This window comes from Atribacter laminatus (assembly GCF_015775515.1).
Lineage (GTDB): Bacteria > Atribacterota > Atribacteria > Atribacterales > Atribacteraceae > Atribacter > Atribacter laminatus.
Genome location: NZ_CP065383.1, coordinates 1082974 through 1095268, shown reverse-complemented (window position 1 = coordinate 1095268; position 12295 = coordinate 1082974). Strand labels below are relative to the sequence as shown.

11 protein-coding genes are annotated in these 12295 nt (G+C 37.4%); 5 read left to right on the top strand and 6 right to left on the bottom strand.

Features of this window, described 5'->3' with window-relative positions; genetic code table 11:
• Positions 1 to 115: 115 nt before the first annotated feature.
• On the bottom strand, positions 116 to 1210 hold the full coding sequence (locus tag RT761_RS05075) for a uroporphyrinogen decarboxylase family protein (protein ID WP_218112992.1): 1095 nt from the start codon (positions 1208 to 1210) through the stop codon (positions 116 to 118).
• 164 nt (positions 1211 to 1374) lie between these two features.
• On the opposite strand from RT761_RS05075, the gene RT761_RS05070 reads away from it, so the two are divergent.
• Positions 1375 to 2526 carry a baeRF7 domain-containing protein gene (locus tag RT761_RS05070; protein ID WP_218112991.1) on the top strand — a complete coding sequence of 384 codons (1152 nt, stop codon included), beginning with the start codon at positions 1375 to 1377 and terminating at the stop codon, positions 2524 to 2526.
• Between the two features lie 1323 nt (positions 2527 to 3849).
• Here the strand turns inward: RT761_RS05070 and RT761_RS05065 are convergent.
• Positions 3850 to 4518 carry a CPBP family glutamic-type intramembrane protease gene (locus RT761_RS05065; RefSeq protein WP_218112990.1) on the bottom strand — a complete coding sequence of 223 codons (669 nt, stop codon included), beginning with the start codon at positions 4516 to 4518 and terminating at the stop codon, positions 3850 to 3852.
• A 299-nt stretch (positions 4519 to 4817) separates the two neighbouring features.
• Between RT761_RS05065 and RT761_RS05060 the strand changes: the two genes are divergently transcribed.
• From RT761_RS05060 to RT761_RS05045, 4 genes are read left to right on the top strand one after another with little or no spacing between them, the layout of a single operon-like run.
• Complete coding sequence (locus RT761_RS05060) at positions 4818 to 5321, top strand: rubrerythrin family protein (protein WP_218112989.1); 504 nt, start codon at positions 4818 to 4820, stop codon at positions 5319 to 5321.
• 11 nt (positions 5322 to 5332) lie between these two features.
• Positions 5333 to 5731: a class II SORL domain-containing protein gene (locus RT761_RS05055; protein WP_218112988.1), complete on the top strand. Its 399-nt coding sequence runs from the start codon at positions 5333 to 5335 to the stop codon at positions 5729 to 5731.
• A 39-nt stretch (positions 5732 to 5770) separates the two neighbouring features.
• Positions 5771 to 6649, top strand: coding sequence for a cation diffusion facilitator family transporter (locus RT761_RS05050; RefSeq protein WP_218112987.1), 879 nt, complete (start codon positions 5771 to 5773; stop codon positions 6647 to 6649).
• Entirely contained in the window at positions 6628 to 6783 is a 156-nt protein-coding gene (locus tag RT761_RS05045; protein ID WP_218112986.1) for a hypothetical protein, read from the top strand. The genes RT761_RS05050 and RT761_RS05045 overlap by 22 nt, the downstream gene beginning before the upstream one ends.
• A 441-nt stretch (positions 6784 to 7224) precedes the next feature.
• Here the strand turns inward: RT761_RS05045 and RT761_RS05040 are convergent, their stop codons facing one another.
• The 4 genes from RT761_RS05040 to RT761_RS05025 all read right to left on the bottom strand — a co-directional run bounded on the left by RT761_RS05040 (position 7225) and on the right by RT761_RS05025 (position 12249).
• Positions 7225 to 8211: a 2-hydroxyacid dehydrogenase gene (locus RT761_RS05040; RefSeq protein WP_218112985.1), complete on the bottom strand. Its 987-nt coding sequence runs from the start codon at positions 8209 to 8211 to the stop codon at positions 7225 to 7227.
• Positions 8208 to 9170 (bottom strand): TIM barrel protein, encoded by a 963-nt coding sequence (locus tag RT761_RS05035; RefSeq protein ID WP_218112984.1) that lies wholly within the window; start codon positions 9168 to 9170, stop codon positions 8208 to 8210. The genes RT761_RS05040 and RT761_RS05035 overlap by 4 nt, the downstream gene beginning before the upstream one ends.
• Positions 9171 to 9219: 49 nt before the next feature.
• The gene (locus RT761_RS05030; RefSeq protein WP_218112983.1) at positions 9220 to 9780 is read right to left on the bottom strand and encodes a YbhB/YbcL family Raf kinase inhibitor-like protein; all 561 of its coding nucleotides are present in this window, start codon (positions 9778 to 9780) and stop codon (positions 9220 to 9222) included.
• A gap of 819 nt (positions 9781 to 10599) precedes the next feature.
• A complete protein-coding gene (locus RT761_RS05025; RefSeq protein WP_218112982.1) occupies positions 10600 to 12249 on the bottom strand; it encodes an ABC1 kinase family protein in 1650 nt (549 codons plus the stop codon).
• Positions 12250 to 12295: the final 46 nt, after the last annotated feature.

Below are 12295 nucleotides of genomic sequence, written 5' to 3'. Positions count from 1 at the left end.
GCGAATCTAAGGGTTTTAATCATTACAGAATACTTACCAGCAAACCTCCTTTCAATAGTATGGAATTCATTATAACAAAGAAATTAGATAATTAACTTATTTATTTTTATATTAATTAGGATTTTTTATAATCACCTCTTCTTGCTCGATGAATATAATCACGATAAGCATTAAAATTTTCCAAACTCATTTCTGGAGGAACTCCCCCAGCACCAGAAAGAATAAACCTTTCCTCGCCACCAATGGTAACTATGTCTTGAATGTGCTTCAATAAATCCTCTTTCTTCATCTGTCCAATTGTACAACTAATACCCCCCTTGAGGGCAACCTTTTTACCAAACTTTTCTTTAATAAATTGAAAATCCATTCCATCATAAGCATCAAGTGGATCGATGGAATCAAAACCAGCTTCAACAAAGTCTTCAAAAAGTGACATAACATTTCCATGAGAGTGAAACATAACCTTTTTCCCTCGCGAATGTAATGCCTGGACAATTCTCCTATCGTTTTCTTTAAACAATTCTTGATAGCTTTTTGGACTAAAATATGCTGCTGTCTGGGTTCCCATATCGTTGGTTATCCAAAGTCCATCAACCTCACACTCATCAACTACCATTAATGCCAGTTTAATAACTGCATCTACCGCTCGTCTCGACATTTTCTTAACCAGATCTGGTTCCGAAGCGATGTCCATCCAGGTATTCTCTAAACCTCGAAAGAGCATCCAAGTTGCTTCAAAAGAACCCTTTCCTTCCATGGTTACAAAATACCCTCGATCTTTTAACCTTTTTATCGGCTCTTTAATCGATTTTACACGCTTCCTTAGCTCCTCCCAATTGGGTTCAGGTATCTTTTCCAAATCTTCAATATCTTTTACTGGATTATAAAATGCCTTTGCATAATAGGGCTTTTTACGCCAATACCAAATTCCTCCAAAAAAGGTTTTTATTAATAAATGTGTTTCGTCCTCAGTTAAGACGTCGCAGAATATACCAGCTCCTCCTGGAATATTGAGAGGTGCGGGTACAATTACCCAATCGGAATGAAAAAGCTCAGCTTCCAATAAGGCGATTTCATCCCACGTTCCAGACATAACTTGTGGACCAAAAAATGCTAAGCGAGCTTCAAGACAGTCAAATCCATCAATATAAGGAAGAATATCAGTTTTTTTCCCTTCCAAAGCTGCAACAATTCTTTCATAGCCTGTCATTTATATTCCCTCCATCATTAAATTCCCATTTTCATAACTCATGTTAAAATAATGAAAAGCGCAAAAAGTATAAATTCACATCAACTAAAATATCCTATATTATCCATCAATGTAAATGGTTTTTTAGATTTTTTCCCCAATTTTTTAAATAGGAGGGAATGGTTATGAACATAATTACCAGGGAGGATATTCAAAACCTTCTTAAGAAACAAGAAGGCGTATGTGTTTCCCTTTATTCTCCTATGGAAAAAAGCGGTGATACTCAACAAAACCCGATTCGATTTAAAAACCTCTTATCTATTGCCGAGAAACATCTTATTGATCGAGGTTTTCGGGAAAATGAGTTAAAAGATTATCTTTCGCCAGTAAAAAAATTTCAGCAAGATAGTCTTTTCTGGGAACATCAAAGTGATGGTTTAGCTGTATTTCTTTCAAAAAATTTTTTCCATTCCTACCGTCAACCCTATCGCTTTAAAGAGCTGGTTTTTGTTGCCGATCACTTTCATATTAAACCACTTCTCCCCCTTTTAGTGGGTGATGGCCGTTTTTTCATTTTAGCGATTAGTCAAAATTCTATTAAACTTATGCAAGGTACTCGATATACAGTAAATGAGATTGATCTTGAAGGAGTTCCCGAAGGGTTAGCCAGTGTCATTCGTCAAGAGGGAATGGAAAAACTTTTACAGTTTCATACTGGTACCCCAACTACCAGAGGAGATCGTTCAGCGATATTTTTTGGTCATGGGGCTGGTTACAATACCAAAGAGATAATTCAACGATATTTTCAAGTGGTTAATAAATCCCTTCATGAATACCTACGGAACGAAAAAATCCCTCTGGTTCTTGCTGGTGTAGATTATCTGCTCCCAATTTATCGGGAAGTAAATACCTACCCGTATTTGTTGGAAGAAGGAATTGAAGGAAATCCAGAAAACCTCACTAAAGACAAACTCCATGAAAAAGTTTGGAAAATTGTCGAACCAATTTTTTACCAAGCTCAGAGAGAAGCTCTCGAAAAATGTGAAGCCCTCCTTCAAAAAGGCGAAAGAACCGCGTCAATTAAACTTGAAGATATTATTCCAGCTGCTTATCACGGACGAATTGATACTCTTTTTGTTGCCATAGGAATTGAAAAATGGGGGCGTTTTAATCCAGATAACAACCAAATCATTATTCATGAAAAAAATGAACCTGGTGATACCGATTTACTTGATTTTTGTGCCAATCAAGTTTTAAGACATAGTGGATCAGTTTTTGCTTTGAAAGCCGACAATATTCCAGGTAAGTCAATCATTGCATCGGTATTTAGGTATTAAATATTAATACATTTTCCAATAGCAATAATTCCCTTTATTCATTCCTTATACAAAATGCAGCAATCTTTTCAACTTTGAATTCTGGTAAAGTTAACGCTGTTCTATCCTGAAAATACCATCTTATAAATTCCCCCATTGAGGGGGGATAAAGGGGGGTGTGCCTTTAATCGGTCATCCTGAGCCCTCGCTTTTTGAGGGCGTGAGGATCTCATCTTTTAAGTTTTTTCTTCATAAATACTTTAAATGATGAGATTCTTACGTCGTCCGGCAAAAACACCGGACTCCTCAGAATGACTAAGTGGATGGTAGAGATTGCCACGTCGCACAAGACGCTCCTCGCAATGACGGATTTAGATAGGTATTTTCATCCTCATCTGGTGCTGCGAAAGCAGCATGAAGGTCTATCCTGAAAATACCGTGAACTGTGAAGTGTAAACCGTGAACAGTTTAAAAATCAACCCTCATCCTTACCTTCTCCCATCAAAGGAGAAGGAACTCTGAATTCTTTTGTTCTTTTTTTCCTCGCCCCTTTGTACAAGAGGGTCAGGGTGAGGGGGTAACTCATTTTCATCCTCACTTGGTGCTGCGAAAGCAGCATGAGGGTCTATCCCGAGAATATCATTGAATGAATTCTAATCGGTCATCCTGAGCGGTGTTTTCCCGCGTGAGGATCTCCATCTGACGCTGAGGTGTCATCCTGGGGCTTCGTATTCAGAGGCCGTGAGGATCTCGTCTTTTAGGTTCTTTCTTTATAAATATTTAAAAAGATGAGATTGCCACGTCACTGCGTTCCTCGCAATGACGGAGGGGTTGGATGAGATTGCCACGTCACTGCGTTCCTCGCAATGACGGAGGGGTTGGATGAGATTGCCACGTCACTGCGTTCCTCGCAATCAGACTGTGTCACAATCCCTTTCATACACCAAGAAGAGCTTGAAAGTGGAGGATACATACTATTTATCTTCAGTTTTTTGGTTATCTATTCCCAATATTACTGTAAAATATTAACATAAGAGGTGGTAAAAAATTTACAGAATAATTATGACACAGCCTGAATGACAGAGGGGTTGGCTGAGATTGCCACGTCACACTGCGTTCCTCGCAATCAGACTGTGTTACAATCCCCTTCATACACCAAGAAGAGCTTAGAAGTAGAGGATACATTATATTTATCTTCAGTTTTTTGGTTATCTATTCCCAATATTCCTGTAAAATATTAACCTAAGTGGTGGTAAAAAATTTACAGGGAGCAAGAACAAATTGAATTATCATACTTGGAATAGAGATATCAAAATACTGCTGGTTATCCTTTTAACTTTGAATTTAGATAACGCAAAAAATATCTAAAAATAAAGCAGTAATAAAATGAAGGAGAAATACCGGTAAAAAAGTCCCAGCTTCGTAAGCAAATATACCCATTCCCAAACCACCAATGATAGAAACCAAATATTCAGGTTTCCCTTGGTGAAGAAGGGTAAAAATTATCAGTTGAATGAGAATAGCATAACGCCCCCATTTGTTTTTTAATCCAAAAAGAAGAAAACCTCTACAAAAATATTCCCAAGAATACATATATAGAGCAACCATGCATTGGTAATATACAAATTGTACGATTGAAGTGCGTGCAGCTGGAAACATGGGGTAAAAAGAACGATAGGATGGATTTCTTGAAACAATATATGCCCACCCGATGCCCAGAGCAAGCAAAAAGAGCAACCATTTCCCCCAGTTTCGAATGGAACCAATACTTCCTCCCAATTCATGATATGGAATTTTCATAAAAAAACGATTAACCAAGGAAGGAAAAACAAAAAGCCAAAGAATGCCAGTTAAAAGAAAAAGCTGCATTGAATAATTAGGAAAAATTCGAACCAATTGAAGATAAAATGTATCGTAAAACACCACTGCCAGAATACCGGTGATCAAAATGATACCTTCTCGACTGGATACTAACTGCCAATATACTGGGAAAAGAGCTTTTATAGTTTTCATTCTCTTGGTCCTTTCTCTTTATGGTGAGCTTTTCTTTAAAATAATTTTAACATTTAATCGATCTTGGTTCATATTTCCAATAATTTATTGTCAATTATTTCATTGACCAAATCCAATAACTTGCTCGGAAATTTAATTAAAAAAGGATTCTGAGCATTACAAAAAAAAGTAATTTTTATATCAAATATATCCATTTAAGCTATATGTAGATGAGAGAATATTGAAAAATAACCAGAAATCAGGAATACTTATGCTTAATTGGATGTTTAATAGAATTAAATTAATAGGAGGATTTCTTTATGCGTAAAATGACACAACACAATCTTGAAGATGCTTTTGCGGGTGAATCTCAGGCTCATATGAGATATCTCATCTTTGCTGAAGTTGCAGAAAAAGAAGGAAAACACAATTTAGCAAGACTTTTTAAAGCAATTGCCTATGCTGAACAAGTCCATGCCACTAATCATTTTCGGGAGTTGGGTAATATTAATGAAAGTGTCAAAAATTTAGACATGGCAATTGCTGGAGAAAACTTTGAAGTTGAAGAAATGTATCCAGTTTACAACAATACCGCCTCATTTCAAAACGAAAAAGGTGCGGTTCGATCAACTCATTATGCCTGGGAAACGGAAAAAGTCCACGAAAAAATGTATAAAGAAGCCAAAGAAGCTGCCAAAAAAGGAAAAGATATTGACGTTGAAAAAATATTCATTTGTCCAGTGTGTGGGTATACGATTGAAGGAGAGCTTCCCAATTATTGTCCGGTTTGTAACACAAAAAAAGAGCTCTTTAAGACTTTTTAGGAGGTAATCACATGAAAGAATTTGGAGAGTTATTTCAGTCGGCCGATTGGAAACAAGAGAAACATTCCCCGGTTATTGACGGTCCCGATTCGGTAAAAAAAGGAGATTTTGCCAATTATTCAGTATCAGTAGGAAAAGAAATACCACATCCTAATACCACTGAACACCATATTCGTTGGATTGAGATTTATTTTCTTCCAGAAGGTGCAAAGTTTCCTTTTCAGGTAGCTCGTTTTGATTATACCGCTCACGGTGAATCAACTGAAGGTGCCAACCAAGGACCAGTTTACACTTCACCCTATTCTTGTTTCACAGTGAAACTGGAAAAACCAGGTGTTTTTTACGCTACATCTTATTGTAATATTCATGGACTTTGGAAAAGCGAAAAAGCAATTTCTTTGCACGATTAAAATGATGCGGCTTAAAAGCCGCATCATTCCTCATTATTTATGAACGACCTTAAACGATCAAAAAGTGAAAATAAACTGATTATAACTATAATTTTGAACCTCACCATCTCCATCTTCGAAATTATAGGTGGTATATTGTCGGGAAGTTTATCTTTAATTTCTGACGCCCTCCATAACCTGAGCGACTCCGCCTCGATGTTCATTAGTCTTTTTTCTCTTCGAGTTGCCAATAGAGAAAAGTCTTCAAAAAATACTTATGGATTTAAGCGGGCAGAGATTATTGCAGCTTTAATCAATTCTATACTTCTTTTTATTACCTTAGTCTACATTTTTTATGAATCCATACAAAGATTAATTCACCCTCAAGAAGTGAGTTCAATAATCATGCTTCCAGTTGCTTTTATTGGTCTTCTCGGAAACTTTTTCTCAGCAGTTCTGCTATTTAAAGAATCTCAAAAAAGCATGAACCTTAAAAGTACTTTTTTGCACATCGTTATTGATACGATTTCATCTGTAATTGTCATTGTTGGAGGACTTATTATTCATTATACTGGTTGGTTTTACATTGACCCAGTTCTTAGCTTGATTGTAATTACCTATGTATTAAAAGAAGGATATACAATTTTCCGAGAGGTTGTTCACATTTTAATGCAAGGGACACCAGCCGATATTGATCTTTCTCAGATTAAATCTCGGCTTGAATCAATACCAGGAGTTGAAAACATCCATCATATTCATGTCTGGTCTTTGAATGAAAATGAACGCTACTCCGAACTTCATGCTTTGATTAACTGTCAAACACTAAACGAAATGGATCAACTCCGCGATCAAATTAATAGGGTATTAAGGAATGAATTTCAAATTAATCATACCACTATCCAATTTGAGGGTGAAAAATGCAAAATTACCAATATTTGATTAACAACCGTTCTTTGGTTGGACTGTTTGGCAATCTCATTCTCAAAATCGTGAATCGTGAGTCGAATAAAATACTAAGTTTTGATGAGCTTTGGTGGCGAGAAACCCATGAAAAAAAGCTTCCATCTTTATAAAAGGAGGTAAGGGGGATTTGAAAGAACCGGAAGAAACGAATCCTTCTTAAACTTCATTTCTCTAAAAAGAGGAATAAAAAAGATTGAACTCATGAGATTGCCACGTCACTTCGTTCCTCGCAATGACGAGTCAGAGTTCCTTCTCCCTTGATGGGAGAAGGTGAGGCTGAGGGTGAAAATACTGGGTTGAGATCCAGGTTTGGTGTTTTTAGGCTAAACCAGTTAGAGATAATTAGGGTTCCCCCTCACCTTCATCCTCTCCCACCAGTGGAGAGGAAATAAAAAAAGCTGATAAGATGAGATCCTCACGCGGGAAAGCACCGCTCAGGATGACGCCTCAGCGTCAGATGAGATCCCCACGCCCTCGAAAGGCGAAGGCTCAGGATGACGGCATTTTTAAGCATTAGTGTATTTTCAGAATAGGAAGTTTTTTAGTTTATATCAATTTTTATCTAAGACCTCTGGATTGACTAAAAATTCTGGCCTTTCTCCCTTTAAAGCACTGATTAAATTTTTCGCAGCCATGATTGCCATTTTTGTTCTCGTCCGATAGGAAGCCGAACCAATATGGGGAACTATGACGACATTGTCCAAAGCCATTAATTCCTGCTCAATCGCTGGTTCGTTTTCAAAAACATCCAGTGCTGCCCCACGAATGACACCATCTTTTAGCGCTTTAACCAAAGCCTTTTCGTCAATTATTGGTCCTCGGGCAGTATTGATTAAATAACTTTCTTTTTTCATCATATTTAATTCTTCCTGACCAATGAGATGAAAAGTTTCCTCAGTCAGCGGAACATGTACTGAAATAAAATCGCTCTTTCGAAGGAGCTCATCCAAATTTACACAACTTACTTTCAATTCCTTTTCTATATTAGGAGAAACCGGTTCCTTATCGTAATAGATTACTTTGAGATTAAATCCCGTGGCTCGCCGAGCTACGGCTTGGCCTATCCTACCAAACCCAATGAGACCTAAAGTTGCTTCATAGATATCAGTCCCTAACAACAACATTGGTTCCCATCCTCGGAATTTTCCAGCTCGAACCAACTTGTCTCCTTCAACAATTCGACGAGCAATACTCATCAGAAGTGCCCAAGCTAAATCCGCTGTTGTTTCGGTAAGAACCCCAGGGGTGTTGGTAACCATTATCCCTCTTTTGGTTGCTTCAACTACATCAATATTGTTATATCCAACTGCATAATTAGAAATAACTCGCAGTTTCTTTCCTGCCGCAATCATTACTTCTTTATCGATCATATCAGTAAGAAGAACTAATAAACCATCGGAATCTTTTACTTTTTCCGGGAGAAGAGAACGGGGAATTACTCCATCATGATCACTCACTTCTATATGACAACATTCTTTTAAGATCTCCAAACCCTCTTGGGGAATCAGTCGAGTTACAAATATTCGAGGTTTTGTCATATCTTATTTTCCAATTCTTTATGATCGATGTGAACTTTATCTAAAGCCGCTAAAAATTTTCTTTTTGAATTAGCCACGACTAAATCCGAATCCTCATGAGGCAATGGTTTCACTTCAAAAGAAATGACTGGTTTTTTGGTCATAACCCTTTGGTGAAAATAATCAATTTTTTCCAGCGCAATTAAAAAGTTGGCTACCTCTTGATAATCATTACAGCCGCCGGCAATCCCAAAACGTGGATGATGATCTCCATAAAAAGGATTTTTCTTATCCAGGATACCATTTCCTATATGGACATGGCCAATAAAGGGAGCCAATAGTTTCAATACGTAGTATGGATCCTCAAAGGTTAAAGGTATATGAGAAAGGTCAACAGTTAAAGAAAAGGCTGGATAATCAGCTTTTACATTCTTTGCTATATCAAAGGCATCGGGAGCCGGACCGATTAATACTTTCTTATCAATAGTATGATCAAATATTTCGAGGTCGATCCCCAATTGATATCCTGCTGTATTGCCTATTTCTTGGGAATAATGACACAATTCTTTTAAAGAATGAATCAAATTTTGTTTTAATTCCTCTTTTTTTTCTATAAAATCATACTGGCCCGATAAAAAGGTTAAAGCGCGAGCCCGGCACCGATATGAACGCTCAATTTGCAGCTTGCACAATTCAAGAGCTTGTTGTCTTTCTTCATCATCTCCTGCATTGAGATTGATCTTTTTTGATAAAAGAAATGGTTGTGCTCCGAGTAAAAATTCAACATCAGCTGTTTCACATAGAGCTGAAATTTTTTCTAAAATGATGTCTTCATACGACACATTCACTTCAATTGCTTGGAAAAAGTCATCATTTAAAATTTTATGGACCGATTCTAAGATTTCGTTCTCGGTTTTAACCTGAGGGTAAGCCATAAAATGGACAATACCCATGTGAAAAGTTGCGTGCCACGGATACATATTATCTATCCTCCAGTTTTGATTTTTATTGATTATGTTTTTTTATTTTTCAACGACCGTATAATCCAACAAGTTGTGCTTCTTTTATAACCTGTCCTTTGATAGCTGCCAACACTTGATCTCGATTTAATCCACTTTTCTGGTCAAGTTTTGCATTTAAAGCCAACAGGCGGAAAAAATAGCGATGTGGTTTACCCGGAGGTGGGCAAGGACCCCCATATCCCAATTTTTTAAAATCATTCATTCCAACTAAAATTTTCTCTTGAGTAATCAAATCTTCATGACTATTTAGGTTTTCCGGAATCGAATGCAACCCCGTAGGAATATTGTATAGAACCCAGTGAGTCCATATCCCAACCGGAGCATCAGGGTCTTCACAGATAAGGACTAGACTAACCGTGCTCTCTGGAAGGTTCTCCCAGATTAATTCTGGAGAAATGTTCTCTCCTTCACAAGTAAACTTTTTTGGAATTATGCTTCCTTGGCTAAAGGATGGACTTTTTAATATAAATTGGTCTGTATTTATTGCAAAAGCTCTCTCGACAAAATTAAAAAATGTAAATACCAAAATTAATAGAATAAGAATCACAAAAAACATACTTATACTCATCAACTACTCCCCTCCTTATTTAAGTCTTTATGTTGCTTTTCTGCAACAGGTAAAAATGAAAAATACCAATTAAATCTGCCATTGTGAGGAGTTCAACCGTATTTAGGTTGGACGACGTGGCAATCTCATCCATCCTCTCCGTCATTCTAAGGAGCGTATTGCGCGACGTGAGAATCTCATCTCATGCTATCGGCGTCATCTTGAGGCTTCGTATTTAGAAGCCGTGAGGATCTCATCTTTTATTCGTATTTCTTTAGCCTTTTCTCAGGATAACGAGGGAAAAGCGAAAGACACCCTCCCCGCCGTAAAGCGGCATCCCTCCAAGGAGGAGAATTATTTAATTTATTCCCCCATTGAGGGGGGATTCAGGTGGGGTGTGCCTTTTTTCCACTTTTTATGATTCCTTTTCACGTGTTCAGGTATTTTCAGGTTGGACCCGTATGCTACCTAGCAGCACCAGATGAGGATGAAAATGAGTTGCCCCCTCACCCTGACCCTCTCCCACCAAGGGGCGAGGGAAAAAAGAACAAAAGAATTCAGAGTTCCTTCTCTCTTGATGAGAAAAAGACAGGAAATCGGGTTGTAATTTTTTTTACAACTCACTACTCACCACACACTTCTCACTGCATTTTCAGGATAGACTTTCATGCCACTTTCGTGGCACCAGCTATGGATGAAAATCCAAGATTCGATATACCATGGCATGTCGCTACATTAATTAAAGAATGGGCACAATACATTGTGCCCCTACAATTTTATATTCTCTGGTAGGGGCTTGATTTATCATGCCCATGGGTTTTCATTATAGAAACAACCTGTTTATCGATGACGAAGCATTTCAAATATCAGCATAATACCCAAAAAGGCAGCAATAATATAACCCAGAATACCGAGTATACTTAATGATTTAAGATACTGATAATTAGTATATATGAGCGAAGAACCAATTAAAAAAGCGGCTAAAATGATACTCAGAGAAACTCGATTACTTATTGAATCAATTTTTTTCCCAATTTCTTCCAACTCTTTATTTTCAAATTTAATATTAAACCGACCGGATGATAGCTTCGTCAGGATTTCATGGCCTTTACCCGGAAATTCCTCGATCAATTTTTTCCAATCAAACAAATAATGAAAGGCTTTCTTACTAACATTCTCATAATCCATAGCACGAGCAAATAACTTTCTTAAGGTTTTTTCCAAGTAGGGAGTTATGGTAAAATGGGGATTCAGCATCATACCTGTCCCCTCTGCAACCACCAAGGCTCTTAAAATTGAGGCAAAATGAGCAGGAAACCGAAGGTTGTGTTTACGAAGAATATAGAAAAAATCGGTAACTAAATTGTTCAAATTCATCTCTTTTAAATCAGCCGTTATATATCTTTCTAAAACTTCATTGAGATCGAGCCTTAACCCAACTGGTGATTTTATTGGGACAGTTAGTATATCTTCCTCAATATAAGATACGACCCGTGAAGCGTCTTTCTCCAAAGCTGCCAACAAAATTTTAACAATACTGACCCGGGTTTCACTATCAATTGCACCCACCATTCCAAAATCAAGAAATACCAGCTCCCCATTGGGTTCTTTTACCATAATATTTCCTGGATGAGGATCAGCATGAAAGAATCCATCCTCAAATATCATCTTTAATACTGCCAAAGCTCCTCTTTCGGCTAATAATTGGCAATCAAGCCCTTGGATATGGCAATCATGAATACGAGTAAGTCGAACACCTTCTATGAGTTCCATGATTAAAACTTTCCGAGTTGAATACCTGGGGAAAACTTGTGGTATATATATGCCTTCCTGTGCTTTAAAATTTTCCCTAAATTTCATGGCATTAACCGACTCATACAAAAAATCAATTTCTCGGGTCAAATTCTTTCTAAATTCTGCGACCAATTCACTAAAAGAAATGTTCTCAGAAAAAATCTTTAAACGATCTGAAAATCCTGCAATATAGGATAAAATCTCTAAATCAGCATTTACCTTCTTTTCAATATTTGGTTTTTGCACCTTAACAGCCACTTTTTCACCGCTTTTTAATACTGCTCGATGGACTTGAGCTATTGACGCTGAAGCAATAGGAATTGGATCGAACTCTAAAAAGAGCTCTTCTATTTTTGCTTTTAATTCTAACTCGACAACCTCACGTATTTCTTCAAAAGGAACCGGCGTGGTGTCATCCTGAAGTTTTTTAAGCTCGCGACAATAATCTTCGGATAAAAGGTCAATCCGAGTGCTTAGGATTTGACCAATTTTAATAAAGGTTGTTCCGAGTTCTTCTAAAGCCATTCTGAGGTTGAGCTGAGGAGGATTAGTTAAGATTTGTTTGGAAATCGGGGGGAAAGTCCAGCGTTCAAAAAAAACCAAACGATGAAGAGCAAAACCATATTTATTGAATACTCGTATTATTTCTCGAAAGCGCTTGAAGTTGCGGTACATCGGGTGCTGAAAGATCAACAATCTCTTTTCTCCTCGCTTCCCCTTTTATTGGAGAGTAACCTAACAT

Excerpts from the sequence above, each read along its gene's own strand:
- RT761_RS05075 (WP_218112992.1), bottom strand. The coding sequence starts at position 1,210 with ATGACAGGCTATGAAAGAATTGTTGCAGCTTTGGAAGGGAAAAAAACT.
- RT761_RS05070 (WP_218112991.1), top strand. The coding sequence starts at position 1,375 with ATGAACATAATTACCAGGGAGGATATTCAAAACCTTCTTAAGAAACAA.
- RT761_RS05065 (WP_218112990.1), bottom strand. The coding sequence starts at position 4,518 with ATGAAAACTATAAAAGCTCTTTTCCCAGTATATTGGCAGTTAGTATCC.
- RT761_RS05060 (WP_218112989.1), top strand. The coding sequence starts at position 4,818 with ATGCGTAAAATGACACAACACAATCTTGAAGATGCTTTTGCGGGTGAA.
- RT761_RS05055 (WP_218112988.1), top strand. The coding sequence starts at position 5,333 with ATGAAAGAATTTGGAGAGTTATTTCAGTCGGCCGATTGGAAACAAGAG.
- RT761_RS05050 (WP_218112987.1), top strand. The coding sequence starts at position 5,771 with ATGAACGACCTTAAACGATCAAAAAGTGAAAATAAACTGATTATAACT.
- RT761_RS05045 (WP_218112986.1), top strand. The coding sequence starts at position 6,628 with ATGCAAAATTACCAATATTTGATTAACAACCGTTCTTTGGTTGGACTG.
- RT761_RS05040 (WP_218112985.1), bottom strand. The coding sequence starts at position 8,211 with ATGACAAAACCTCGAATATTTGTAACTCGACTGATTCCCCAAGAGGGT.
- RT761_RS05035 (WP_218112984.1), bottom strand. The coding sequence starts at position 9,170 with ATGTATCCGTGGCACGCAACTTTTCACATGGGTATTGTCCATTTTATG.
- RT761_RS05030 (WP_218112983.1), bottom strand. The coding sequence starts at position 9,780 with ATGAGTATAAGTATGTTTTTTGTGATTCTTATTCTATTAATTTTGGTA.